At 68.7% G+C, this 26087-nt stretch carries 19 protein-coding genes and 1 tRNA gene; 15 read left to right on the plus strand and 5 right to left on the minus strand.

Annotation, left to right across the window (positions count from 1 at the left end):
• The first annotated feature begins 82 nt into the window (after positions 1-82).
• Positions 83-1471, plus strand: a complete 1389-nt coding sequence (locus AC0665_RS04255) for a DNA cytosine methyltransferase (protein WP_478704386.1) — start codon at positions 83-85, stop codon at positions 1469-1471.
• Positions 1472-1730: 259 nt separating this feature from the next.
• On the plus strand, positions 1731-2297 hold the full coding sequence (locus AC0665_RS04260) for a very short patch repair endonuclease (protein ID WP_478704387.1): 567 nt from the start codon (positions 1731-1733) through the stop codon (positions 2295-2297).
• A 241-nt stretch (positions 2298-2538) separates the two neighbouring features.
• On the opposite strand, the gene AC0665_RS04265 is transcribed toward AC0665_RS04260, so the two are convergent.
• From AC0665_RS04265 to AC0665_RS04280, 4 genes are read right to left on the minus strand one after another with little or no spacing between them, the layout of a single operon-like run.
• A complete protein-coding gene (locus tag AC0665_RS04265) occupies positions 2539-3876 on the minus strand; it encodes a sigma factor-like helix-turn-helix DNA-binding protein (RefSeq protein ID WP_478704388.1) in 1338 nt (445 codons plus the stop codon).
• A gap of 8 nt (positions 3877-3884) precedes the next feature.
• A complete protein-coding gene (locus AC0665_RS04270; protein WP_478704389.1) occupies positions 3885-4484 on the minus strand; it encodes a hypothetical protein in 600 nt (199 codons plus the stop codon).
• The gene (locus tag AC0665_RS04275) at positions 4481-6148 is read right to left on the minus strand and encodes a DEAD/DEAH box helicase family protein (protein ID WP_478704390.1); all 1668 of its coding nucleotides are present in this window, start codon (positions 6146-6148) and stop codon (positions 4481-4483) included. Before AC0665_RS04275 ends, AC0665_RS04270 begins: the two co-directional genes overlap by 4 nt.
• A complete protein-coding gene (locus AC0665_RS04280) occupies positions 6145-8487 on the minus strand; it encodes an ATP-binding protein (protein ID WP_478704391.1) in 2343 nt (780 codons plus the stop codon). Before AC0665_RS04280 ends, AC0665_RS04275 begins: the two co-directional genes overlap by 4 nt.
• 1052 nt (positions 8488-9539) lie before the next feature.
• Between AC0665_RS04280 and AC0665_RS04285 the strand changes: the two genes are divergently transcribed.
• Complete coding sequence (locus AC0665_RS04285) at positions 9540-9764, plus strand: hypothetical protein (protein WP_478704392.1); 225 nt, start codon at positions 9540-9542, stop codon at positions 9762-9764.
• 1003 nt (positions 9765-10767) lie between these two features.
• Here AC0665_RS04285 and AC0665_RS04290 read toward each other — a convergent pair.
• Positions 10768-10839: transfer RNA gene (locus tag AC0665_RS04290), tRNA-Arg, on the minus strand.
• A 149-nt stretch (positions 10840-10988) separates the two neighbouring features.
• Here AC0665_RS04290 and AC0665_RS04295 point away from each other — a divergent pair.
• The 12 genes from AC0665_RS04295 (at position 10989) to prmC (ending at position 26063) form a co-directional block, all read left to right on the plus strand.
• Positions 10989-11501, plus strand: coding sequence for a response regulator (locus AC0665_RS04295; RefSeq protein WP_468407666.1), 513 nt, complete (start codon positions 10989-10991; stop codon positions 11499-11501).
• Between the two features lie 103 nt (positions 11502-11604).
• Positions 11605-12651, plus strand: a complete 1047-nt coding sequence (gene nrtL / locus AC0665_RS04300; protein ID WP_478704393.1) for an ArgS-related anticodon-binding protein NrtL — start codon at positions 11605-11607, stop codon at positions 12649-12651.
• Positions 12652-12667: 16 nt separating this feature from the next.
• Positions 12668-14059 carry a diaminopimelate decarboxylase gene (lysA, locus tag AC0665_RS04305; RefSeq protein ID WP_478704394.1) on the plus strand — a complete coding sequence of 464 codons (1392 nt, stop codon included), beginning with the start codon at positions 12668-12670 and terminating at the stop codon, positions 14057-14059.
• A 156-nt stretch (positions 14060-14215) separates the two neighbouring features.
• Complete coding sequence (locus tag AC0665_RS04310; protein WP_468407575.1) at positions 14216-15508, plus strand: homoserine dehydrogenase; 1293 nt, start codon at positions 14216-14218, stop codon at positions 15506-15508.
• Between the two features lie 6 nt (positions 15509-15514).
• Positions 15515-16573, plus strand: coding sequence for a threonine synthase (gene thrC / locus AC0665_RS04315; RefSeq protein ID WP_363117287.1), 1059 nt, complete (start codon positions 15515-15517; stop codon positions 16571-16573).
• Between the two features lie 364 nt (positions 16574-16937).
• Positions 16938-17867, plus strand: a complete 930-nt coding sequence (thrB, locus tag AC0665_RS04320) for a homoserine kinase (RefSeq protein ID WP_468407580.1) — start codon at positions 16938-16940, stop codon at positions 17865-17867.
• Between the two features lie 401 nt (positions 17868-18268).
• Positions 18269-20335: a transcription termination factor Rho gene (gene rho, locus AC0665_RS04325; protein ID WP_478610014.1), complete on the plus strand. Its 2067-nt coding sequence runs from the start codon at positions 18269-18271 to the stop codon at positions 20333-20335.
• A 125-nt stretch (positions 20336-20460) separates the two neighbouring features.
• Entirely contained in the window at positions 20461-22236 is a 1776-nt protein-coding gene (locus AC0665_RS04330; RefSeq protein WP_478610053.1) for a trypsin-like serine protease, read from the plus strand.
• 207 nt (positions 22237-22443) lie between these two features.
• A complete protein-coding gene (locus AC0665_RS04335) occupies positions 22444-23577 on the plus strand; it encodes an LCP family protein (RefSeq protein ID WP_478610015.1) in 1134 nt (377 codons plus the stop codon).
• Positions 23578-23762: 185 nt separating this feature from the next.
• Positions 23763-23984 (plus strand): 50S ribosomal protein L31, encoded by a 222-nt coding sequence (rpmE, locus tag AC0665_RS04340; RefSeq protein ID WP_003992975.1) that lies wholly within the window; start codon positions 23763-23765, stop codon positions 23982-23984.
• 107 nt (positions 23985-24091) lie between these two features.
• On the plus strand, positions 24092-25168 hold the full coding sequence (gene prfA, locus AC0665_RS04345) for a peptide chain release factor 1 (protein ID WP_468407586.1): 1077 nt from the start codon (positions 24092-24094) through the stop codon (positions 25166-25168).
• A 49-nt stretch (positions 25169-25217) separates the two neighbouring features.
• Positions 25218-26063, plus strand: a complete 846-nt coding sequence (gene prmC / locus AC0665_RS04350) for a peptide chain release factor N(5)-glutamine methyltransferase (protein ID WP_234848501.1) — start codon at positions 25218-25220, stop codon at positions 26061-26063.
• The last annotated feature ends 24 nt before the right edge of the window (positions 26064-26087 follow it).

Genomic DNA, 26087 nt, shown 5'->3' on the forward strand with positions numbered 1-26087 from the left:
CCTGGCTTGTCATACTCCGCGGTACGCTTCCGGCATGGACGGCCAGGCAGAAGACACCAAGATCCCGAGCGACCGCAAGAGCGTGGAGCTGTTCGCGGGAGGCGGCGGCCTCGCCATGGCGGTCCACCGGGCGGGGTTCCGTCCAGTATTGTTCAACGAGTTCAACAAGAGGGCTTGCGAGACCCTGGTCGCCAACGCCGGCAAGACTCTCGGTGACGACGGGCTTGTGGTGGTCCAGGACACTCAGCCCGTTCCTCCCGCTCCGGGGGAACCCGCCCCCCTCTACCCCGGCGACGTGCGGGACCTGGACCTCACGAAGTTCGCGGGGGAGGTCGACGTCCTCGCCGGTGGTCCGCCCTGCCAGCCGTTCAGCGCTGGAGGGGTCGCCAAGGGCGACGAGGACAAGCGGAACATGTTTCCCGCCGTGTTCAAGGCCGTCCGTGACATGAGACCGAAGGTCGTCCTCTGCGAGAACGTCCGCGGGCTGCTGCGCGACTCCTTCAGCGACTACTTCGCGTACATCCTCAACGAGTTGCGGCTGCCCTTTGTCGAGCGTAAGGACTCCGATACTTGGCAGCGGCACAACCAGCAGCTGCTCGATCGGTTCGGGGACCTGGGTGTGACCGTGGAGGACCCGAAGGCCGTCAGGGCGCGCAAGGGACCGCTCCCGGAGGACACGGATCTCGGCGGCCTCACCGAGTACGACGACGACGACGAGCACTACCGAGTCCTGCATTTCGAGGTCAACGCCGCCGACTACGGGGTTCCCCAGGTGCGGAACCGCGTGATTATCGTGGCGTTCCGCGCCGACCTCGGCGTCGATGTGGTGAGGGACTTCCTGCGCCGGGTCAGGCCGACCCACTCCGAGACCGCCCTCCACCGCTCGATGCTCGTCGACGGGAGGGGGTACTGGGCTCGCCACCCGGAGGTCCCCGACTACGTCAAGGCGCGTGTCAAGGCGCGAGTGACCAAGAGGAACCTGGAGGACGACGGCCGCGATCCATGGCTGACGCTTCGCGATGCCATCAAGGGGTTCGGCAGGGATCCGAAGCTGCCCGCCCTCCCGGACGTGGAACTGAGCCGCCTGGAGGAGAAGCACGACTTCGGCGGAATGCTGTTCCCCGGCCACATCGGCTGGCCGGGCGCCAGGATCTACAAGGGTCACACTCCGAACGAGTTCGACCGCCCAGCCAAAACCGTCAAGGCGGGCGTGCACGGGGTCCCCGGCGGTGAGTCTGTCATGTTGCTCGACAAGCGGATCCCCGACCCCACGTCCCCCGACGGATGGCGACACCTGCACCGGTACATGACCGTCAGGGAGACGGCCCGTGTCATGACTTTCCCCGATGAGTGGGTCGGGTCCGGCCCGCGCGGGGAACAGATGCGGCAGCTCGGCAACGCCGTCCCCGTCGCCCTCGGCCAGTTCTTCGCCAAGGCCATTAAGGACGCCCTGGACGCGGTTGGGAAGTAGCGAGATGAGACGGCCCACTGAGCACGTCGGGCAATGGAAGAACAGTCTTCCGCCCGAGCGTGCCTACAGACGCCGAGCCGGCTCCGCCGCCCCGACCGTCGAGCAGGACCGGGCCGCTGGAGGACGGGAACGGCGCTGTGTGGCCCTCGGCGACGGCCGCTATGCCCGCGCCTCGGTCGCTCTCAAGCTGTATCGGCGGACCCGTCGCATCCGTGCCTACTTGCGCTGGTCCCAGGATGGCTCGACACAGGAACGCTACGTGTGCGAGGTCGACCACCCCACGCGCAAGGAGAACCTGGCCGAGGCATGGAGACGCGCCCACGAGAGGGGCATGGCCTGCGAGGAGCCCCTACCGGACGGCTCCAAGGCGTCCTCCAACAGCGTCCGCGCGGTGATGCGCGCCAACCGTGGCAAGGACACAGGACCGGAACTCGCCCTACGTAAAGAGCTCTACCACCGCGGCCTCCGTTACCGGGTCGACACTCGTCCCATCCCGGACGTTAGGCGTAGGGCTGACCTGGTGTTCCTCGGCGCCCGGGTGGCGGTGTTCGTGGACGGCTGCTACTGGCACGGCTGCTCGGAGCACTATCGGCCCGCGACCAAGAATGCCGAGTTCTGGCAAGGGAAGATCAACGACAACCGCGACAGGGACCGAGAGACAAACGAGATCCTGCGCGCTGCGGGCTGGACGGTCATTCGGGTCTGGGAGCACGAGCTCCCGCGAACCGCGGCGGACGTGATCTCCGAGGTGGTGCGGGCCCGCAGGGAACGGGCGCCCGGAAGGCGGGGAGCGCGCGAAGCACTGGCCGCCCCGGGCCCTGGCTAGACGGCGGGGTGACTGTGGCCTGCGCGGACCGACCGGCCCGCCGGGACGTTCCCAAAAGGAGCGCCAAAGCGTTGTTCGCGGACGGCTCTGCCACTGCGGCCTTCGATCACGGGCGAGCGTGCCACCCTCGATTGAGGATGGCGTGCCCTCACCTGCTGAGGTGCTGTGGCTGCCCGAACCCTGCTGGGCGTGCCAGGTTTCCAGGGCGAGTGCTGGCCGCACCCATATGTAGAGACAGAGGTCAACCGGTTCCGGTCGGAGGCGGGAAGTCGGTCGCCGTCCGAGCCGGGCACGCGCTCCACGCGCAGCCATGGCTAACCTGGGCGGTCCCGTCGACAAGGTGGAACAGCAGCAGGAGCACGCACCCTTCCACGGTCTTCAACTCCAAGGCGTGGCGGCGGAGGCTGGAGATCTGGGCGGTACTGGTGCCACGCCGAACGACCAGGGGCGCATGGCCAGCTGCGGTGGTGAATGTCCGACTCATGGGTGCTTGACGGAGGTCAAGGCGCCAGGTCAGCCAGGAGTTGATCCGGATTCCGCTGCCCCGAAGGACGTCCCGGTCGACGGTGATTCGAGCGCCAAGGAAGTCACCCTCGACGGCCATGGTATCGGGTTGAGTAGGTTCCTCCTCCTCTATAGGTCGCGCCCCCCGGGAGACGAGGTCGATAAGACCCTGGTCGGTCTCGCCGATCTGATCACTGAGCAGACACTGGGTGAGCCGCCAGGCACTGACCGGGTAGATCTCTCGTACCCTGGCGAAGAGCGCCGCTCTGGAGATGGGGCCGAACTCGGTGACTACACCGACGAGGGCCTCGACAGCGTTCTTGTAAGGCGTGATACGCAGGTGCGACCATTCGGACAGTGCCCAGGTGCCTTCGGGGCGCAGCTGCGTGAACCGGTCGTCACGCCGCAGTGCCTCTCGTGCCGCGGCGGCGGTCGCCACTGACATAGGGCCGACGAGTTCTTCCACCGGGCACGGGTGACCGGTGTTCAACAGCCACAGATACGCGGCATCTCGCCCCCGGGCCTGGCGTCGGACCCAATGTCCTTCCGCGCTCCGAGTGACCCGGGACTGAGGGTGGGCCAGGATCTCGGCCAACGGAATCCCGCTGGGTACGCCTGCATCCGCGGCCGCGCCGTCCAGGTCGGAGTCGAGCAAAGGGGCCTTGGTCGTCATATCCTTGAGCACCTTGTCGAGAGCGTCCAGGCGCGCGGTCCACCAGCCGCGGAGCGGCCCTGCCCAGGTACGCGGCGCGCCAAGGCCCGCTTCGGCCAACAGCAGCTCCACGGCGAGGTGATCCTTCAAGTCAAGAGTCGCCGAGAAGGACGACCTTCGAACAGCGGGGCTCTCGCCCAGGGCGCGCACCGTGTCACGCCAGCCCTCACAGAGGACGTCCGCGAAACTCGCGAGTTGGCGCTGTGTCTCGGTCATGATCTGGCGAACCCTCTCCCGGCTCACCTTGAGTTCAGCTCCGATGACTTCGAGGGTACGGCCCTCCGCCCGCCCCTCGGCTATGGTTCTGGCCCGCTCGTCGACCACGGCCTGCCATGCCCGAATCAACCATTCGTCATCGACCATGACCTCTCCTACATCTCGTCGAAGTAGACGACCCGCACGCCGAGGAACTGGGCCAGACGCGCGTGCTCGGCTTTCTGCTCATGGGTGAGCGGGTTGAGGAAGGGGTCTACGACACAAATGGTCCAAGGGGCGGTCTCTCCGTTGGCGCGGTCGAGTATGGCGGGCCACACCAGGTGCTTGAACTGGGACGCCTGACCGGTCACGAAGTGCAGCTCCTCGTCTTCCCGGCCAACTCGCCGAACGGTGGCCCGGATGGGCTTCAGCTTCTTGGAACCTGGGACGATCTCCCACTCGCCGCCGAGCGAACTCTCGATGATCTCCTCAAGAGTCGCGGCCTGCTGCTGGATGTACTGGGCGTACTTACCCAGGCCTCGACGCGATCGCTCGTACTCCTTCATCGGACCGTCCTTGATCCAGGGTCTGACGTTGGCGGATTGTCCCAGGAAGTCGATGAGCCGGCCTCCGATGTCGGGATCGTCCGTCCACTCCTGGTAGAGACGGGTCCGGTCGGCGTCCTGCAGATGGGTCCAGCGCTTCCTGCCGGCGTGCTCGTAGAGGCGCGTGACCACGGCCGCCTCGACCGCGGTGGGGATCTTGTAGTCGGTCACAGGATTCCTTTCGGGATGGGGAACTGGAGACGGACCTCGTCCGCTGCGGTCTCGAGGTCGGCGGCGTCCTGGATCCACATGTCCATGAGAGACCCGACGGTCTCGTCTTGGAACTCGATCCGCGAGACGTGCGGGAGCTCCAAGTGCTCGGCCTCTTGCGCCTCGAGAGTGCGTCTGAGGTTCAGCGCCGCGGCGGCGCGGCGGATGTCGGTAACGAAGTCCAGTACCTTCAGGGCCTTCTTGGTGGGGCTGAGCCGCAGTCCACGTCCCAGCTGCTGTACGAAGATTCTTCGGCTGTGGGTGACCCGGAGGAAGGCGATGAGGTTCACGTCGGGGACGTCGACACCTTCGTTGAACACGTCAACACAGGTGACGACGGGGATGCGCCCCAGGCGGAACTCGTTCAGCAGAACGTTCCGGTGTCGTTTGGCCAGGCCACTGTGGAGATAGGAGGCCTTGGCCCACGCGGGGTCGGAGACCGAGAGAAGCTTTGCCATGTGCTCGGCGTGTTCGATGGTCTGGCAGAAGACGATCGCCCGGGGCTCGACTGTCTCCCGCCAGGCCGTACGGAGATGCTCGACGATCTCCTCGTCCCGCTGAGGCAGGAAGAGCCGGCGGTTGAGATCCTTGATGGAGTACCCGTGTCGACTGATCTCCTTGACCGCGTCCCAGTCCACGCCGTCCGCGTACAACTTGTAGTCCACGGCGGACAGGAAGCCGGCGGCCATACCCTCGGCGATGCCCATCGTGAAACTCGGGTAGCCGAAGCGAGCCGTGATGTCAAACTTGTCACCGCGCCAAGGGGTAGCCGTGACTCCGAATTTATCCGCAGTCGCACACAGATCGAGGAGTTCCGCAAACCTGCCGGTCTCGGCGACGTGGTGCGTCTCGTCGATCATGATGAGATCGGGGCGGTAACCGGCGCGGGTGACGGCCGCCAGCGCGGATTCGACGGTCGCGACCACCACGCCATCTAGGTTTCGGGGCTTGTTCTCCCCAGTGAGCAAGCGAGTCGGGACGCTCTTCGGGATGTGCCTCCAGAGCGCCTTCTCGAGTTGCTCGACTAGATCGCGCATATGGGCGACCACGAGGACCCTGGCGTCGGGGCGGGATTTGAGCAGGTTTCCGATGACCTCACCCCCGACAACCGTCTTGCCGAGTCCGGTCGCGAGTACGAGCAGCGCCGAACCTTCGGCGGTCAGGTCGCGTTCGATGGCTTCCACGGCCTGCGCCTGGTAGTCGCGAAGATCGTAGGGGTTCGGCACATGGTCCGGCATGAGCTCACCGATGGCCGCGAGCGTGGCACCGTGCCATAGCGTGATGTCGATACCAACTCCCGCCAGGGCGCGGATACGCTCTTCGGCCGACGCGGTGATGTCCGTGTTGGTGGCCAGGATGGCCTTGTCCGCCCGGTAGTGGGTGCGCGCCCGTTCAAGATCGTCAACGCCGGCTTGGTCCGCAGCGCCATGCGCCTTCCACTTGTTCTGGAACACCCACTGCTCACGGTCACGCACGGCCAACAGGTCGGCGCCGTGGTCATGGGCGCCGTCGATGACACGTACGTCATGGAAGCCCAAGTGCCAGAGGGTGCGCTCCAGGGCCTTGGTCAGCCCGGACGGACCACCGTCCCGCAGTTCGGCCGGCGAGAGGAACGCGGCTGTCATTTCTCGCCGGCCAGTTCGTCGGTGAGCAGGGTGACGCTGAGGCGGGCCCGCTGGAGCTGGAGGGCGGTGGCTTCACTCGCGAAGGTGCCGATGGTTGCCACGTCCGCGAGGTAGCCCGTGACCCTGGCCAGACTGAGGGACCGAGCGGAAGGTGACTTCACCCCACTGTATGGCCCCCGGAAGACGTGTCCGTCCAGGAAGGTCTCAGGCATCACCTCCACCAACCGAACAAGACTCAGGGCGGGAAGGTACGAGACGAAACCAGCGTCTTGCCCCAGGCGCTCGATCTGACCGACCTGACCGGCAGCGATCATGGACTCCTCGACGGAGGTCCGTTCCTCCTCGCTGAGGCCGCCATAGGCTCGTCCAAATACACCAGATCGCTGAAGCTCGTCGACCATGCGACGGCGGATCTCGTTCAGCAGATCGCGTGCTTCCGCTCCCACGGTCGTGCCGTCCAACGCGCTCTCCTTGAGGGAGGAGGCGCGGATGGCGGCGAGCATCTGGGACGGACTCCATTCGGAACGGCCTCGAACCTTGAGGAGAGGGGCCAGCTCGACAAGAAGGATGTCGGCGTAGTCCGCTCCGAACCGCCGGAACACCTCGTGGGAGCGGTCGATGAAAGCCATCAACTCGTTGCCGGCGCGCTGGTCCAAGAGAACCGGAACGGCCTTCCCTGAATCGTCGAGAAGGGACTCGCCGCTCTTGAGAACTCGCGTTTCGACGTTCAGGTGACCAAGGTCGGGGTGACCGTAGGGGCGAGTGAGGTGCGAGTGGCGCGTAGACGCGGCCTCGTAGCGAGCAAGGCGCTCGCTACGTGTCTCGGCCTTCGGCTCCTTCACTGTGGTAACCGTGCCGTCGCCAGTCATTGCGATACTGGCTAGCGAGGCGGCACCGGAGGACGGCGCGTTGACGGGAACCTGCAGAGCCTCCATCACCGCCCGCGCGTCTGGCTGGCTCGGGACGCTGGCCGCCGTCTTGGCCTCCACACCTCTGCTCTTGATCTCCTCGTGCTCGAGGACCGCCTGCCACCAACGCTCGTCCGTCTGGAACTCGGGGTTGCCCTTCTGGAACTCCTGGCCCCAACGACGGGTGGTCTCATGGAGAGGCTTACGACCATCCCCCGGGACGAGGCAGCGGAGACCGGCATCGTTACGCCGGAACCCCTTGTACAGCAGGGCGAGAGGACTCTCGTTCTCCTCATAGCCCAACGCCTGGGCCCTTTTCGGCTGTAGAGGGGCAACGCCTCGCAGTATCTCCACCGCGCTACGCCAGCTGCGGTCTGAGTACTCGAAGGCGTCCTTTTGATAAGTGACGGGAACATGGTCGAGATGAATCTCTCCGATGATCCGACCACCCTGGTGGGCGAGTTCGACGGGGTACTCGGGGTCCTCGTTACCTTCGGCGCCATCCGGGTTGTTCCAGGTGAACAGCTGCTTGTCCCAGCGCAGGATCTTGCGGCCGTTGCGCAGGAGATCGATCCCATAATCGGTCTTGTGTAGGTACCGCTGGATGCCCAGCCAGCCCCAGATCCGGCGCTGCCGGACAGTCAGCTTCGCGCTCCCGCAGTCGGAACAGACGTCCCCCTGCGTGAGCTGCCAGTGGCCACAGTCGGAGCAGGCCACTCCATCCTGCAGCTTCTGGTCGATCTCGACGTAGGCGGGAACGCGTTCCTTGCCGTTGTAGAGCACATAGCGGTCATCACCCCAGCGACAGTGACGAACCGGCTTGACCTTGGTCCCGCCGATGTACAGCTCGAACCCGCGCTCGACCAGGATCCAGGAGTACACCGACCCCAGAACATTTCTGAGAGCCGCGCCGTTCCGACGCAGCCAGTCGGCCCGGGTCCGGTTCAAGCGATCGATGATGATCTTCGTGCCGTGCTGAGCGGGATGGCTCTTCGGCTCGGTGATGTCCGTTGCCTCGAAGTCATCGCCGATCTGGTCCAGGTCGATCTCGACGCCGATCCACTCGGTGTCCCCAGGACGGGTCGTCAGCACTCGGGTGCGCTTGCCGAGCCGGGCGGTGGCGACGTTAAACCCCATGCCGAACAGGCCGAGCTTGTCATGCATGTCGTTGCCGGACCAGCCGGCTCGGACCGCGCGCTCCAAGCGCTCGTACGTCATGCCCCGACCGGTGTCCGTGATGACGAGTTCACCGCTGGCCGAGGAAGGCAGCGAGACGCTCACCATGAAGCCGTCGGGCCACTCCGTTCCAGAGCGGACGATCTCACTGAAGTCGTCGAAGGAGTTGTCGACAAGCTCGGCCACACACTGCCACTCGTCGAACTCGATCTCGCCCAGCATGCGCAGCACGCGAGCGGAAGGGGTGATCTTCACTCTGGTGGAACCCTCCTGATGTCTTGCACGCCGACAACCGTCACAGGCGTGCGAGGGCACGACGAAGCGGCCTAGCGCAATGAGTCATGCGCAACCGCGAGAGTACCGCGTACCTCTGACGCCCCGTCCGTTGTTGCGGAGACGCCGGTGTCCATGAGAGCGTCCCGGCGAAGAGTCTGCCCCATGGGCATGGCCAAGAGGGCGTTTCCGGTACGCGAGCGCGTCTCTACCTCATGCCTGCCCTGAGACCTGCCGACCTCCAAGCGCGCGATCACCCACCTGCGCGAGGGCGGGGGCACAGTACGACCCATCCCGGCCCTCGGAGGGAGGACCCTTCGGAACGAACCAAGTCTGGCGGGAAGGCTGCTCGCCGCCCCCCCTTGAGTCCCGGTGTCATACAGGACGTCGTAGCTGTGAACGCCCCCACCCCACACGCCGGCCCGCCAACCGCCTCTCCACCGACGTCACTGGCCTGCGCGGGCGGCGCGAAAGCTCGGCACGTTCACCCTCTCTTCGTATTGGCGAAGTTGTCCGAAATTTATTCAGTGACGTCGTTAGGAGTTGATTCAACGCAGATGTCCTCAAGTCAAAGAAGTCATTTCAGCGATTGAATCAACGCGTCATTGGCTACCTTTCAAGAGGGAGCGATGCGGTCAGGTCAATTCCACAGTAAATCCCGCGACGGCGCGCTTCAGGCGAAGTGTGACGCCGGTACCTGCTGCCGCAAACTAGGCCTGACCTGCCGGTATGCCGGAAGGTGCCGGCAGTTGCTAGCGCTGAGGGGGGATTGCGCGGACGAACCGGCGGGCCCCAAACGAGATTCGTCAAGGAGGACGCCGCCCAGGAAGACGGAGAGATCGGTGACATGACATCAAGTGGCCTCGGGGGCGGCATTTTCAGGAAAATGAGACGTACCCCACAAACACCTTGATCCCGTTGGCGTTCAGGTAGCGAACTGCTCCAAGATGCACCACAAATAGAGGGCCCGTCGGCTCACCCACTACAGCGCGCCGACGGGCCCAACATCAGCCCCTACTAGAACGGAGCCTGCTTTGGACACTACACAGAACCCACCCTCACGGCCCCCTGTTCCGAGGGCGATCCTCGTCACCATCCTCGCCCTCGGGGCTGCGGACGTGGGGTTCGCCTGCGGCATCCTCGCTGGCACTGCGGGAAGCCTCTCCTTCTTCGGCGCCGCCACCCTTGGGGCCACGGCGTTCGTGACGAGCCTGATGTCGGCCATCATCGTTATGAAGTACGTCAGAGGGGACGAGTAGGTTCTCAGCGGGGTCTGTGCCATTCGGCGTGTGTGTTTCCCTCTGGACGCCACGCCGTAGGTGGCCTGGAGCGGGAATCTCTCTGCGGCTGCCGAAGCGGACCACTTCCGCGGCTCGGGCACTCATCCACCTGAGCCGCGGAAGTGGTCCGCTTCGACATCCCCCCCGAGCCGCCGAACCTACAAGCCGTTCCAGATACCTCGAGACTCCCCCGGGCACCCGCCTGGAGCAGCCGCCCCAACCGGCCACCTTCCGGACGACGTGCGGAACGGTCTGCACTGGGTATGCAAGGCATCCCGGCCGCTAGCTGATCTTGCGGAGCTTGCGGCTAACGTCTCTGCAGTCGCCGCTGTGCCGTCGAGCTTGAGCTTCAGCGCGTCGAGCACGGCACGGGCCGTCGCAAGCGGCGGACGCTCGTCAACGCCGCCAACTACGCCGTTGACCTGGGGGAGCTGCGAGAGAACCCCATCACGGCCGTCCGCTGGCAAAAGCCCAAGGTGTCCAACCAGGTAGACCCGCGCGTGGTCGCCAACCCTGAGCAGGCTCGCAACCTGCTCACGGCCGTTTCCTGTGTCGGCGGCTACCGGCGGGCGCGTGGCCGGCGCTTGGTCGGGCTCTGCGCCGCGATGCCCTTCGGCGACCCGCGGAAGCGGTCGGTCTGGCTGAGACGGACCTCGTCCTGCAGGTAACAGCGTCGAGGTCCTTCTGACCCGCTACGCGAATCGCCTCGACGGCCGCCAAGAGGTCGCTAATCGTCGCATCGAGGAGCTGCTGCGCGAGTGCGAGTGACATCACCTACCCCGTGACCGATTCCCCTGGCCCCCCGTCAAGGGGCCTCAGTGTTTGTAGCGTCTCACCTGCGACGATGCACCGCTATCCCGTCCACGCCTCGTCCACGGACCCCGACGTAGTCCCGCTTCCGGTGGCACACGCCCCCACACACGCGAAGACCCCGTCCCAGCGAAATCGCTGATGACGGGGTCTTTAGGCACCAAATCCAAGGTGCCCCCGGCAGGATTCGAACCTGCGCACACGGCTCCGGAGGCCGTTGCTCTATCCCCTGAGCTACGGGGGCGTGTCGGGCGGGAGCTGTTGCTCGCGGCGACGGGTAGAACACTACCAGCTCCCTCGGGGTGGTCATGAACGGGTTTCCGCTGCCGGGGGCGGGGGTGGAGGTCGTCCGCTGCCGGGGGCGGGAGTGGAGGTCGTCCGTGCGGGGTGGAAGTGGGGAAAACCCGGACGCGACGGCCGGGGCCGACCTACTCTCGAGTTGTGCCAGGCGCGTCGGGTCGGGTCCTTGTCGTGGACGACAACAAGGTCATCCGGCAGTTGATCAGGGTCAACCTCGAGCTTGAGGGGCTGGAGGTCGTGACCGCGGCCGATGGTGCCGAGTGTCTGGAAGTCGTTCATCAGGTGCGGCCCGACGTCGTGACCCTCGATGTCGTCATGCCGCGGCTGGACGGGATCCGCACCGCCGCTCGGCTCCGGGCCGACCCCCGCACCAGGGACGTACCGCTCGCCATGGTCAGCGCCTGTGGTCATCACGAGATCGAGGCTGGGCTCGAAGCCGGCGTCGACGCCTTTCTCGCCAAGCCCTTCGAGCCCGCCGAACTCGTGCGGATGGTCCGGCAGTTGCTCGAGCGGGCCCAGGGCGGGGGACGGGGCCTCGGTGACGGTCCCGACGCCGGCGGCGACGGGGCCCAGGTGAAGGAAGTGGATCTGCCCGCCGTGCCGTAGGCGCGTCACCGGTGCACAGCCTCGAACAGGCTCCGCGTCCACATCCCGGACCGTACCGAAACCGGCTCGCATACCCACCCCCTTCCTCCCATACGCTTGTCCCGTGACCCCCGCCGAGCTCTCCCGCACCGTGCTGCACGCCGTGCGTCGCGCTGTCGACGAGGGTGAGCTCAGCGTGAGCGTGCCGGAGCGGGCCGTGGTCGCTCCGCCGGGGCCCGGGGGCCGCGGCGACTACGCCTCCACCATCGCCCTCCAGCTGGCCCGCGCGGCCGGGCGGCCGCCGCGTGACGTGGCCGAGGTCCTGCGGGCGCGGCTGCTCGACGAGCAGCGGTTCGCCGACGTCGTGGTCACCGGGCCCGGCTTCCTGAACTTCAGCCTGCACGACACCGCTTCCGGCGACCTGGTCGACGAGATCCTGCGGCGCGGGCGGCGCTACGGGCACGCGACGAGCGGGTTCAGCGGGAGCGTCCTGCAGGTCTACTGCCGGGCAGAGGTGCGGGCCGTCGTGGTCACGGACGTCGTGGCCCGTCTCGCGCGCAGTCAGGGCGACATCGTCCGTGTCAAGGGCACCGGCCGGCCCGCCCCGGAGTGGGAGTCCGTCCTCGGGGCGGACCTCACCACCCGGGGGCCACGCCTCATCCCCGACCGGTCCGTCACCGTCAGCCCCGTCCCCGCCCCCCTCGATCCCCTGCCCCTCGGCCGGGACGCCGCCCGCTGGGCCCTGCTGCATCCCGCCGCCCACGACCGGCCGCGGATCCCCGGCGATCACCTCGTCCAGCGGGAGAGCAACCCCCTCTTCCGCGTCCGGTACGCCCACGCCCGCACCCGGGCCCTCCTGCGCAACGCCGCCGACCTCGGCTTCCACCCCGAGCCCGGTCCCGTGAGCGAAGCGGGCGCGCTGCTCGCCGTACTCGGCGATCACCCCCGCGTCCTCGCCGCCACCGCCACGCATCACACCCCCGACCGCCTGGCCCGGCACCTCGTCACCGTCGCCGATGCCGCGATGCCCCTGTTCCCCGCCGTGCTGCCCCGCGGTGAGGAGAAACCCTCGGCCGCCCACCGTGCCCGGCTCGCGCTCGCCGAAGCCGCCGGGACGGTGCTGGCCGGCGGCCTGTCCCTGCTCGGCATCGACGCTCCCGACCATCTCTGAGAGACACGAACAGATCATGAGCCGTTCCGCACACCCCGCCGGGCCCCGTCACGCCGATGTCCTCCCCGAGGGCCACTACTCCGCCCCGCCCGCCGACCTCAACGCGCTGGACCCCAAGGTGTGGGCCCAGACCGTGACACGTGACGAGGACGGCGTGATGACCGTCGGCGGCATCCCCGTCACCCGGCTCGCCGAGGAGTTCGGCACCCCCGCCTACGTCCTGGACGAGGCCGACTTCCGGGCCCGCGCGCGTGCCTGGCGCACCGCCTTCGGGGCCGACGCCGACGTCTTCTACGCCGGCAAGGCGTTCCTCTCGCGTGCCGTGGTGCGCTGGCTCGACGAGGAGGGGCTGAACGTCGACGTCTGCTCCGGCGGCGAGCTGGCCACCGCCCTGTCCGCCGGCATGCCCGCCGACCGCATCGCCTTCCACGGCAACAACAAGTCCGTCGCCGAGATCACCCGGGCCGTCGAGGCCGGTGTGGGGCACATCGTGCTCGACTCCTTCCAGGAGATCGTCCGCGTCGCCCACATCGCGCAGGGCATGGGGAAGCGGCAGAAGGTCCTCATCCGCATCACCGTCGGCGTCGAGGCCCACACGCACGAGTTCATCGCCACGGCCCACGAGGACCAGAAGTTCGGCATCCCGCTGGCCGGTGGGCAGGCCGCCGAGGCCGTACGGAGGGCCCTCCAGCTCGACGGACTGGAGCTCGTCGGCATCCACAGCCACATCGGGTCGCAGATCTTCGACATGTCCGGGTTCGAGGTCGCCGCCCACCGGGTCGTCGGGCTGCTGAAGGCCGTGCGCGACGAGCACGGTGTCGAGCTGCCCGAGATCGACCTCGGCGGCGGGCTCGGCATCGCGTACACCAGCGACGACGACCCGCGCGAGCCGCACGAGATCGCCAAGGCGCTCACCGAGATCGTCACGCGGGAGTGCGAGGCCGCCCAGCTGCGCACCCCGCGTATCTCGGTCGAGCCGGGGCGGGCCATCGTCGGGCCGACCGCTTTCACGCTCTACGAGGTCGGCACGATCAAGCCCCTCGACGGGCTGCGCACCTACGTCTCCGTCGACGGCGGCATGTCGGACAACATCCGCACCGCGCTGTACGACGCCGAGTACAGCGTCGCCCTGGTGTCCCGGACCAGCGACGCCGAGCCGATGCTGGCCCGGGTCGTCGGCAAGCACTGCGAGAGCGGGGACATCGTGGTCAAGGACGCGTTCCTGCCGTCCGACCTGGCACCGGGTGACCTGGTCGCCGTGCCGGCCACCGGCGCGTACTGCCGGTCCATGGCCAGCAACTACAACCACGTGCTCCGCCCGCCGGTCATCGCCGTGGACGGCGGGCAGGCCCGGGTGATCGTCCGCCGGGAGACCGAGGAGGACCTGCTGCGTCTCGACGTCGGCTGACCGCCGGGGGCCGGCGTCGCGGGCGGCGGAAGATCTCCTGTCTTCCGCCCCCGTGAAAATGAAATAGACATCTCACGATCCGGACCGGGGGCAGAAACTCCCGTCCGGTGAGTGAGACTGGTTCCACCGTAGACGGTAAAGAGGAAACGAGGTCGGATGATGCGTACGCGTCCGCTGAAGGTGGCGCTGCTGGGCTGTGGAGTGGTCGGCTCAGAGGTGGCGCGCATCATGACGACGCACGCCGACGACCTCACGGCCCGCATCGGGGCCCCGGTGGAACTCGCGGGCGTGGCCGTACGGCGGCCCGACCGGGTGCGCGAGGGCATCGCCCCCGAACTGGTCACCACCGACGCCACCGCCCTCGTCAAACGCGGCGACATCGACGTCGTGGTCGAGGTGATCGGCGGCATCGAGCCCGCCCGGACCCTCATCACCACCGCCTTCGAGCACGGCGCCTCCGTCGTCTCCGCCAACAAGGCGCTGCTCGCCCAGGACGGGGCCGCCCTGCACGCCGTCGCCGAGCAGCACGGCAAGGACCTCTACTACGAGGCCGCCGTCGCCGGTGCCATCCCGCTGATCCGGCCGCTGCGCGAGTCCATGGCGGGCGACAAGATCAACCGGGTGATGGGCATCGTCAACGGCACGACGAACTTCATCCTCGACGCGATGGACTCGACCGGCGCCGGCTACCAGGAGGCCCTCGACGAGGCCACCGCCCTGGGCTACGCCGAAGCCGACCCGACCGCCGACGTCGAGGGCTTCGACGCCGCCGCCAAGGCCGCCATCCTCGCCGGCATCGCCTTCCACACGCGCGTGCGCCTCGACGACGTCTACCGCGAGGGCATGACCGAGGTGACCGCCGCCGACTTCGCCTCCGCGAAGGAGATGGGCTGCACCATCAAGCTGCTCGCCATCTGCGAGCGGGCCGAGGACGGGCAGTCCGTCACCGCGCGCGTGCACCCCGCGATGATTCCGCTGAGCCACCCGCTGGCCTCCGTGCGCGGTGCCTACAACGCCGTGTTCGTCGAGTCCGACGCCGCCGGGCAGCTCATGTTCTACGGCCCCGGAGCGGGCGGTTCCCCCACCGCCTCCGCCGTGCTCGGCGACCTCGTCGCCGTCTGCCGCAACCGCCTCAGCGGCGCGACCGGACCGGGCGAGTCCGCCTACGCCGCGCTGCGGGTGTCCCCGATGGGTGACGTGGTCACGCGGTACCACATCAGCCTCGACGTGGCCGACAAACCGGGTGTTCTCGCCCAGGTCGCGACCGTCTTCGCCGAGCACGGAGTCTCGATCGATACGGTTCGCCAATCGGGGAAGGACGGCGAGGCCTCCCTCGTCGTCGTCACGCACCGCGCGTCCGACGCCGCCCTCACCGGGACCGTCGAGGCGTTGCGCAAGCTCGACACCGTGCGTGGTGTCGCCAGCATCATGCGGGTTGAAGGAGAGTAACCAGCAATGACCCACCAGTGGCGCGGAATCATCGAGGAGTACCGGGACCGGCTGCCGGTCTCCGACACCACGCCGGTCGTGACGCTGCGCGAGGGCGGCACGCCGCTCGTGCCCGCGCAGGTGCTCTCCGAGCGCACGGGCTGCGAGGTCCACCTCAAGGTGGAGGGCGCGAACCCGACCGGTTCCTTCAAGGACCGCGGAATGACCATGGCCATCACCCGGGCCAAGGAGGAGGGCGCGCAGGCCGTCATCTGCGCCTCCACCGGCAACACGTCGGCCTCCGCGGCGGCGTACGCCGTGCGGGCCGGGATGGTCTGCGCCGTGCTCGTGCCGCAGGGCAAGATCGCGCTCGGCAAGATGGGCCAGGCCCTCGTGCACGGCGCGAAGATCCTCCAGGTCGACGGCAACTTCGACGACTGCCTCACGCTCGCGCGCGGCCTGAGCGACAACTACCCCGTGGCGCTGGTCAATTCGGTCAACCCGGTGCGGATCGAGGGTCAGAAGACGGCGGCCTTCGAGATCGTGGACATGCTCGGCGACGCGCCCGACATCCACGTCCTGCCGGTGGGCAACGCGGGCAACATCACGGCCTATTGGAAGGGCTACACGGAGTACGCCACCGACGGTGTGGCGACCCGGACCCCGCGGATGTGGGGCTTCCAGGCCTCCGGCAGTGCCCCGATCGTGCGCGGCGAGGTCGTCAAGGACCCCTCGACCATCGCCACCGCCATCCGCATCGGAAACCCGGCCTCCTGGCAGTACGCGCTCGCCGCGCGGGACGAGTCGGGCGGGTTCATCGACGAGGTGACGGACCGTGAGATCCTGCGCGCCTACCGGCTGTTGGCGTCGCAGGAGGGCGTCTTCGTCGAGCCGGCGTCCGCCGCGTCCGTCGCCGGTCTGCTGAAGGCGGCCGAGCAGGGCAAGGTCGACCCGGGCCAGCGGATCGTCTGCACCGTCACCGGCAACGGGCTGAAGGACCCCGACTGGGCCGTCGCCGGTGCCCCGCAGCCGGTCACCGTCCCCGTCGACGCGGCCACCGCGGCGGAGCGCCTGGGTCTCGCCTGAGGGCGCCCGGGCCGGGCCTGACGTGCACCGACGCTTCGAGCGCCGGTGCAGCGCCCGACATGGTCGGGCGTAAGACGGCGGTCGCCCGGGGAGGTTCCCTACAGGGGGTGCACAGGGGGCTTACGACACGCATCGTGCGCCTCCTGTGCGCCCTATGTCGCCACAGAACCTTCCTTCGATAGGCTGTACTGAACCCGCCCGCCGCATATGCCTCCGCAGGGAGCACGGTGCAGCGCCGTCTCCGCGGCCGGGACAGCGGCCGGCCCTCGCGGCCGGCAGCCGCCCCCCTGGGTTCTCGTACGCCATCGAATGTCCACTGAACGTCATTCGACAATCACCGCAGCTCAAGGAGAGTCATCGAGCGATGGCCGGTCCAGCGTTCCGCGCCGCCGCCGTCCGGGTGCGCGTCCCCGCCACCAGCGCCAACCTCGGCCCGGGCTTCGACGCCCTCGGCCTCGCGCTGGGCTTGTACGACGACGTGGTCGTCCGGGTGGCCGACTCCGGGCTGCACATCGACATCGCGGGGGAGGGCAGCGAAACGCTCCCGCGCGACGAGCGGCACCTTCTCGTCCGTTCCCTGCGCACCGCGTTCGACCTGCTGGGCGGACAGCCGCGCGGCCTGGAGATCGTCTGCGCCAACCGCATCCCGCACGGCAGGGGCCTCGGCTCCTCGTCGGCCGCCATCTGCGCCGGGATCGTCGCCGCCCGCGCCGTGACCATAGGAGCGGACGCCAAGCTCGACGACACGGCCCTGCTGGAACTGGCCACCGAGATCGAGGGCCACCCCGACAACGTCGCCGCGTGCCTGCTCGGCGGTTTCACGCTGTCCTGGATGGAGGGCGGCGCGGCCCGCGCGATCAGGATGGAGCCCTCGGATTCCATCGTTCCGGTGGTTTTCGTCCCCGGGAAGCCGGTCCTGACGGAAACCGCGCGCGGGCTGCTCCCGCGCACCGTGCCGCATGTCGACGCGGCGGCCAACGCCGGCCGGGCCGCCCTGCTCGTCGAGGCGCTGACGCGACGCCCCGAACTGCTGCTGCCCGCCACCGAGGACCGCCTGCACCAGGAGTACCGCGCCCCCGCCATGCCCGAGAGCGCGGCACTGGTGGAGCGGCTGCGGGGCGACGGCATCCCCGCGGTGATCTCCGGGGCGGGACCGACGGTCATGGCGCTGGCCGACGCCGAGAGCGCCGACAAGGTCGAGGCCCTGGCCGGCGCGGACTGGGCCGCGAACCGGCTGCGCCTCGATCAGCAGGGCGCGAGCGTGCTGCCGCTCGCGACCCCCGGTGACATCTGAAAGCGCTCGATTGCCGGATTTCGAGAGGGGGAATGTTTGTTGGATCCGGTAGTGTTAACCTCAAGTCTGCACCCGACCCCACCATGGCGAGGTGCCTCGTGTCCCCGTCCGGGACAGACATTCTTCCGGGAGCCCCCCAAGCCGCACTGTGTTCCGTACGTCGGACCGTACGACGTACACGGACACTGAGCGGGGCGCAGGGCATGCTCCGGAACCGGTGCGACCACGCCGCGTGACACTGACACTGGGTGCCACGGCTCAGGAAGCGCCATCACCAGATTCCTCCGCCGCTTAGGCGGACCACCGCCCCGGCACGGTTCACACCACACGGACCGAAGCCGGACAGCACAACCGGTCGCCGAGCCAGACAGGCCGACGTCCGCTCCAGGGAAGGACCCTTCGTGAGCGACACCACCGATCTGATGGGCGCACGTGTCGAGGAGACCGCTGCCGCGCCCGCCACGGACGCCTCCGCGCCTGCCACCGGTGCCGGCTCCCGGCGGCGCCGTGGTACCGGCCTCGAAGGCATGGTGCTGGCCGAGCTGCAGCAGGTCGCATCCGGCCTCGGCATCAGGGGCACCGCGCGCATGCGCAAGAGCCAGCTGATCGAGGTCATCAAGGAGGCGCAGGCGTCCGGCGGCGCCGCTCCGGCCGCGAAGGCCGACGCCCCCGCCGAGACCAAGCCCAAGCGCCGCGCCACCTCGCGGACCCGTACGGGCGACAACGCCGACAAGGCGGACAAGAAGGCGGACGCGAAGGAGGCCTCCCAGGCCCCCGCGGACAAGGCCGTGGCCCAGCAGCAGATCGAGATCCCCGGCCAGCCCGCGGGCGGCGCCGCCCGGTCGAGCGACAACGAGCGTGGAGACGACGCTCCCGAGCGCCGCCGTCGCCGGGCCACCGCCGAGGCCGGAGCCCCGGCTTCCACCACGGAGACCATCGTCGCCGAGGCGAAGAGCGACTCCAAGGCCGAGACGCCGGCACAGCAGCAGTCGCAGAACAACGAGGCCAAGTCCGACGCCGGTGACGGCGAGGGCCGTCGCCGTGACCGCCGTGAGCGCGGCCGGGACCGTGACCGCGGTGACCGCGGTGACCGTGGTGACCGCGGCGGTGACCGTGACCGCCGCGGGGGCAAGGGCGACGACCAGCAGGGCGGCCAGCGCGGCCAGCAGCAGAACCAGGGCGGCGGCGGTCGTCAGGACCGTGGCCAGCAGCGTCCCGACGAGGACGACGACTTCGAGGGCGGCCGTCGTGGGCGTCGCGGGCGCTACCGCGACCGCCGCGGCCGTCGGGGCCGTGACGAGGTCCAGGAGCCGCAGATCAACGAGGACGACGTCCTGATCCCCGTCGCGGGCATCCTGGACATCCTCGACAACTACGCCTTCATCCGCACGTCCGGCTACCTGCCCGGCCCCAACGACGTGTACGTCTCCCTCGCCCAGGTCCGCAAGAACGGCCTGCGCAAGGGTGACCACATCACCGGTGCCGTGCGTCAGCCCAAGGACGGCGAGCGGCGCGAGAAGTTCAACGCGCTGGTGCGCCTGGACTCCGTCAACGGCATGGCGCCCGAATCCGGGCGCGGGCGACCGGAGTTCAACAAGCTGACGCCGCTGTACCCGCAGGACCGCCTCCGCCTGGAGACGGACCCGGGCGTCCTCACCACCCGCATCATCGACCTCGTCGCGCCGATCGGTAAGGGCCAGCGCGGTCTGATCGTGGCCCCGCCGAAGACCGGCAAGACCATGATCATGCAGGCGATCGCCAACGCGATCACGCACAACAACCCCGAGTGCCACCTGATGGTCGTCCTCGTCGACGAGCGTCCGGAAGAGGTCACCGACATGCAGCGGTCGGTGAAGGGCGAGGTCATCTCCTCGACCTTCGACCGCCCGGCCGAGGACCACACCACCGTCGCCGAGCTCGCCATCGAGCGCGCCAAGCGCCTGGTGGAGCTGGGTCACGACGTGGTCGTGCTGCTCGACTCGATCACCCGCCTGGGCCGTGCGTACAACCTCGCCGCCCCGGCCTCCGGCCGCATCCTGTCCGGTGGTGTCGACTCGACGGCGCTGTACCCGCCGAAGCGCTTCTTCGGTGCGGCCCGCAACATCGAGGACGGCGGTTCGCTGACGATCCTCGCCACCGCGCTGGTGGACACCGGGTCCCGCATGGACGAGGTCATCTTCGAGGAGTTCAAGGGCACCGGCAACGCGGAGCTCAAGCTCGACCGCAAGCTCGCCGACAAGCGCATCTTCCCGGCGGTGGACGTCGACGCGTCCGGCACCCGCAAGGAAGAGATCCTGCTCGCCCCCGACGAGCTCGCCATCGTCTGGAAGCTGCGCCGGGTGCTGCACGCCCTCGACCAGCAGCAGGCGGTCGAGCTGCTGCTCGACAAGATGAAGCAGACGAAGTCGAACGCCGAGTTCCTGATGCAGATCCAGAAGACCACCCCGACGCCGGGCAACGGCGACTGAGGCAAGGATCGCGCGAGAGGGCCGCTCCCCGGACGGGGGGCGGCCCTTTGTGCTGGGGGAGTGCGGGTAGGATCACGCTCTCTTCGAACTTGTGATCCCAAGGGGGGACATTCGTGGGTACACCCATGCCCGGGGGCGGTCGGCACAGACGCCGGATACGCATCGCGCTTCCCGTCGCCGCGGCCGGTGTCGCCGCCGCCGTCGCCGGCGCGCTGCTGTCGACGTCCGCCGGTGCGGCCACCCCGCTGCCGGAGCCGGTGGTCAGGCCCGCCGCCGACTCGCCGTCGGCGGCCGAGCTGCAGCAGCGCATCGCGGGTGGCATGGCCGGTGACGACGTCGCCGGCAAGACGAGCCAGGCCTCGCTCAGCGCGGGCACCGTCGCCGGCCGCATCGACCCGAAGGTCATCGGCGGCAACGAGACCACCATCAGCACGGCCCCGTGGATGGCGCAGCTGCTCTACTCCGACACCCGCGGCACTTCCAGCACCCGTGACGACATCGGCTTCTTCTGCGGCGGCGCGGTCGTCGCGCCGACGAAGATCCTCACCGCCGCGCACTGCGTCAAGGGCTACGACTGGAACGCCCACGGCGCCGTCGTCACCGGCACCTCCCGGCTGCCCTCGGACGACGGCACCGACCTGCACGGCGGTACCGCCACGGCGGTCCTGCGGCAGTGGAACCACCCGTTGTACAGCGCGACGACCGTCGACAACGACATCGCGGTGCTGACGCTCGACACCCCGGTCAAGGCCACGCCGATCCGGATGACGACGTCCGGCGACACCGCGTCGTACAAGGCCGGCACCAGCGCCAAGGTCTACGGCTGGGGCCGCACCAGCTCCACCAGCCAGGACATCTCCGAGACGCTGAAGACCGCCACGCTGCCCATGCAGTCCGACACGACGTGCTCCGGCGCGTACGGCAGGGACTTCATCAAGGGCCACATGGTCTGCGCCGGCAAGCCCGCCACCGGCAGCGACGCCGGCACCGTCTCCGCGTGCAACGGCGACTCCGGCGGCCCGCTGGTCGTCGACAACCGGATCGTCGGGGTCGTGTCCTGGGGCGTGACGGACTGCGTCGAGAAGGGCGCCTACAGCGTCTTCAGCAAGGTCAGCACCTACGTCGGCGCCGCCTACCCGCGTCTCGACGACGCCAACCTCAGCGGCGACGCCAAGGCCGACCTGTGGGTGCGCAACGCCTCCACCAAGACCGGCTACTCCAAGGCGTCCAAGGGCACGTCGTTCGCCGCCCGTGAGTCCTGGGGCAACTGGAACGGCGTGAACGTCGTCCTCCAGACGGACCTCGACCGCGACGGCTACCAGGACCTCGTCTACCGGCGCAGCAGCGACGGCGACGTCTTCTGGGCCTCCGGCCGTACGGGCACCACCACGCAGATCGCCGACAACTGGAAGACCCGCACCCGGATCATCGCCCCCGGCGACGTCACCGGCGACTACCTGCCCGACCTGCTCTCGGTCGACTCCGCGGGCGTCCTGTGGATCTACCCCGGCAAGGGCAACGGCACCTTCGCGGCCCGCGTGCAGGTCGGCTCCGGCTGGAACCAGTACAACTCCGTGCGCGGCAAGGGCGACTTCAACGGGGACGGCAAGGCCGACCTGATCGCCCGCAGCACGTCGGGCGGCTACCTCTACCTCTACAAGGGCACGGGCAAGGCCGGCTCGGGCGCCTTCTCGGCCCGGGTCAAGGTGCGCACGTGGGACGGCTACAACGCTTTCGACGCGACCGGTGACGTCACCGGCGACGGCAAGGCCGACTTCCTGGCCCGCACCCCCGGCGGCACGCTGTACCTGTACGCCGGAACCGGCAAGGGGACCAGCGAGATCTTTGCCACAAGGCAGTCCGTCGGCACCGATTTCAAGCAATACGACATCTTCGGCTGAAACCGCAGGTGAGCGGGGTTCACCCCGCTGTGACGACTACGGACCGTGCCCGCCGCTCCACGCGGCGGGCACGGTCCGTTGTGCAACCCTTTCCCGAGTTTCTCCGTCTGTCCTGGTGGAGCGACGATAGTGCGAGGAAGGGTCTTCTCCGGCCACGCCTGGCACTGACCGCAGGGGGTAACCGACCGTAGAAGAGCTGAGGAGTACATGTCTGCCGAGAGCACGCCGGACCCGGTGATACCGGGTGAGAACGGCACGAACGCAGCGCGTGGGCGTGGCAAGGGCCGACGCCGCAAGCCCCAGAAGCGCCACAAGGGCTTGCTGATCACGGCCTGGACCGCCGCGGGCATCGTCGTGCTGGGCGGCGCCGGAGCCGGGTACGTGTACTTCACGCTCAACGGCAACCTCAAGAGCGTCGACATCGACCAGGCCCTCGGCACCGACCGGCCCGAGAAGGTCGACAACGGCTCCGAGAACATCCTGGTCCTCGGCTCCGACACCCGCGCCGGCGGCAACAAGAAGCTCGGCGGCGGCACCGACGACGGCAGCGCCCGCTCCGACACCGCGATGATCGTGCACGTCTACAAGGGCCACAAGAAGGCCAGTGTGGTCTCCATCCCGCGCGACACCCTCATCGACCGGCCCTCCTGCACGGACACCCACGGCGACGAGCACCCCGCCGCCCACGGCGTGATGTTCAACTCCGCGTACTCCACCGGCGGGGCGGCCTGCGCCGTGAAGACCGTCGAGTCGATCACCGATCTGCGCATGGACCACTACCTGGAGGTCGACTTCTCCGGCTTCCAGAAGCTCATCGACGACCTCGGCGGCGTCGAGATCACCACGACCAAGAGCATCGACGACCCCGACAGCCATCTGAAGCTGAAGGCCGGCACCCACACGCTGAACGGCAAGCAGGCCCTCGGCCTGGTCCGCACCAGACACGGCGTCGGCGACGGCTCCGACCTGGGCCGCATCCAGCTCCAGCAGGCCTTCATCAAGGCCCTGGTCCACCAGATCAAGGACGTCGGCGTCTTCTCCAACCCCAAGAAGCTGCTCGACCTCGCGGAGACCGCGACCCAGGCGGTGACGACCGACTCCGACCTCGGCTCGGTCAACAGGCTCGCGTCCTTCGCCGGCGGCCTGAAGGGCATCAGCCCCTCCAGCATGCACATGATCACGATGCCGGTGGTCTACGACCCCGCCGACCCCAACCGCGTCCTGCTCCAGAAGAAGAAGGCCGACCAGATCTGGAAGGCCCTGGAGCAGGACAAGCCGATCCCGAAGAGCGCGACCAAGGGCAATGCCTCGGGCGAGGCCAAGGGCGTCGTGAGCGGCTGACAGGCCCGCCCCCAGAGGCGCGGGGAGCCGCGCGAGCGGCCCCGTCCGGCCCTCGGGGAACAAACGACGGCAACCCCCGGTTTTGGGGGATGGGCCCAGTCCTGGCAGACTGGTACGTCGGCTCCGGTTCACGCTCCCGCATCCCGCGTCAGCGACCCGGCGCCCTCCCGAACCTAGGAGACACCTTGAAGCGCGACATCCACCCCGAGTACGTCGAGACGCAGGTCAGCTGCACCTGTGGCGCGTCGTTCACCACCCGCAGCACCATCGAGTCCGGCACCATCCGCGCCGATGTCTGCTCCGAGTGCCACCCGTTCTACACGGGCAAGCAGAAGATCCTCGACACCGGTGGCCGTGTGGCCCGCTTCGAGGCCCGCTTCGGCAAGGCCGCCGGCTCCAAGAAGTAGCGAGCCTCAATGCGCCGGTCCACGGACGCGCCCCTCCACCGGGCGCTCCTGGACCGGCGTTTTTGGTCGCCCGCCCTTCACCCCCCGTCCGTTCACAGGAGCCCAAGATGTTCGAGGCCGTCGAGGAACTCGTCGCCGAGCACGCCGATCTGGAGAAGAAGCTCGCCGACCCGTCGGTCCACTCCGACCAGGCCAACGCGCGCAAGCTGAACAAGCGTTACGCCGAGCTCACCCCGATCGTCGCCACGTACCGCTCCTGGAAGCAGACCGGTGACGACATCGAGACCGCGCGCGAACTGGGCGCCGACGACCCGGAGTTCGCCGCCGAGGTCAAGGAGCTGGAGAAGGCCCGCGACGAGCTCACGGAGAAGCTGCGTCTGCTCCTGGTGCCGCGCGACCCCAGCGACGACAAGGACGTCATCCTGGAGATCAAGGCGGGCGCGGGCGGCGACGAGTCGGCCCTGTTCGCCGGCGACCTGCTGCGCATGTACCTGCGCTACGCCGAGCGTGTCGGCTGGAAGACCGAGATCATCGACGCCACCGAGTCCGAGCTGGGCGGCTACAAGGACGTCCAGGTCGCCGTGAAGACCAAGGGCGGCCAGGGCGCGACCGAGCCCGGGCAGGGCGTGTGGGCCCGGCTGAAGTACGAGGGCGGTGTGCACCGCGTGCAGCGCGTGCCCGCGACGGAGTCCCAGGGCCGTATCCACACCTCCGCCGCCGGTGTGCTGGTCACGCCCGAGGCGGAGGAGGTCGACGTCGAGATCAACCCCAACGACCTGCGCATCGATGTCTACCGGTCCTCCGGGCCCGGCGGGCAGTCCGTCAACACCACCGACTCCGCCGTGCGCATCACGCACCTGCCCACCGGAGTCGTCGCCTCCTGCCAGAACGAGAAGAGCCAGCTGCAGAACAAGGAGCAGGCCTTGCGTATCCTGCGCTCCAGGCTGCTCGCGGCGGCGCAGGAGGAGGCGGAGAGGGAGGCGGCGGACGCGCGCCGCAGCCAGGTCCGCACCGTCGACCGCTCCGAGAAGATCCGCACGTACAACTACCCGGAGAACCGCATCTCGGACCACCGGGTCGGCTTCAAGGCGTACAACCTGGACCAGGTCCTGGACGGGGACCTCGACGCGGTCATCCAGGCCTGCGTCGACGCGGACTCGGCCGCGAAGCTGGCGGCCGCGTAAGGCACGTGCGGGCACGTACGAGCACGTACGAGTACTACGGAGGACTTGCGTGAACCTGCTGCTCGCGGAGGTGGCCCAGGCCACCCAGCGGCTCGCCGACGCCGGCGTGCCCTCGCCGCGTACCGACGCGGAGGAACTCGCCGCGTTCGTGCACGGCGTCAAGCGCGGCGAGCTGCACTCCGTCAAGGACTCCGACTTCGACGCCCGCTACTGGGAGGTCATCGCCCGCCGCGAGGCCCGCGAACCGCTCCAGCACATCACCGGGCGCGCCTACTTCCGCTACCTGGAACTCCAGGTCGGGCCCGGTGTGTTCGTGCCGCGGCCCGAGACGGAGTCGGTGGTCGGCTGGGCCATAGACGCCGTGCGCGCCATGGACGTCGTTGAGCCGTGCATCGTCGATCTGTGCACCGGCTCCGGCGCCATCGCGCTCGCCCTCGCCCAGGAGGTGCCGCGCTCGCGCGTGCACGCGGTCGAGCTGTCCGAGGACGCCCTCAAGTGGACCCGCAAGAACGTCGAGGGTTCCAGGGTCGACCTGCGGCAGGGCAACGCCCTCACCGCCTTCCCGGACCTCGACGGCCAGGTCGACCTGGTCATCACCAACCCGCCGTACATCCCGCTCACCGAGTGGGAGTACGTCGCCCCCGAGGCCCGGGACTACGACCCCGACATGGCCCTCTTCTCCGGGGAGGACGGCCTCGACCTCATCCGCGGCCTGGAACGCACCGCGCACCGGCTGCTGCGCCCCGGCGGCGTGGTCGTCGTCGAGCACGCCGACACCCAGGGCGGCCAGGTGCCGTGGATCTTCGCCGAGGACCGCGGCTGGACCGACGCCGCCGACCACCCGGACCTGAACAACCGCCCGCGCTTCGCCACGGCCCGCAAGGCACTGCCGTGAGCACCCCGCAGTCTTCATCCCAGC

The organism is Streptomyces sp. NPDC043685, from assembly GCF_056436585.1.

Bases quoted from the DNA above. Each gene is read 5' to 3' on its own strand.
- lysA (WP_478704394.1), top strand. From the start codon at position 12,668: ATGAGCCGTTCCGCACACCCCGCCGGGCCCCGTCACGCCGATGTCCTC.
- AC0665_RS04275 (WP_478704390.1), bottom strand. From the start codon at position 6,148: ATGACAGCCGCGTTCCTCTCGCCGGCCGAACTGCGGGACGGTGGTCCG.
- AC0665_RS04265 (WP_478704388.1), bottom strand. From the start codon at position 3,876: ATGGTCGATGACGAATGGTTGATTCGGGCATGGCAGGCCGTGGTCGAC.
- prfA (WP_468407586.1), top strand. From the start codon at position 24,092: ATGTTCGAGGCCGTCGAGGAACTCGTCGCCGAGCACGCCGATCTGGAG.
- thrC (WP_363117287.1), top strand. From the start codon at position 15,515: ATGACCCACCAGTGGCGCGGAATCATCGAGGAGTACCGGGACCGGCTG.
- AC0665_RS04310 (WP_468407575.1), top strand. From the start codon at position 14,216: ATGATGCGTACGCGTCCGCTGAAGGTGGCGCTGCTGGGCTGTGGAGTG.
- thrB (WP_468407580.1), top strand. From the start codon at position 16,938: ATGGCCGGTCCAGCGTTCCGCGCCGCCGCCGTCCGGGTGCGCGTCCCC.
- AC0665_RS04330 (WP_478610053.1), top strand. From the start codon at position 20,461: ATGCCCGGGGGCGGTCGGCACAGACGCCGGATACGCATCGCGCTTCCC.
- AC0665_RS04335 (WP_478610015.1), top strand. From the start codon at position 22,444: ATGTCTGCCGAGAGCACGCCGGACCCGGTGATACCGGGTGAGAACGGC.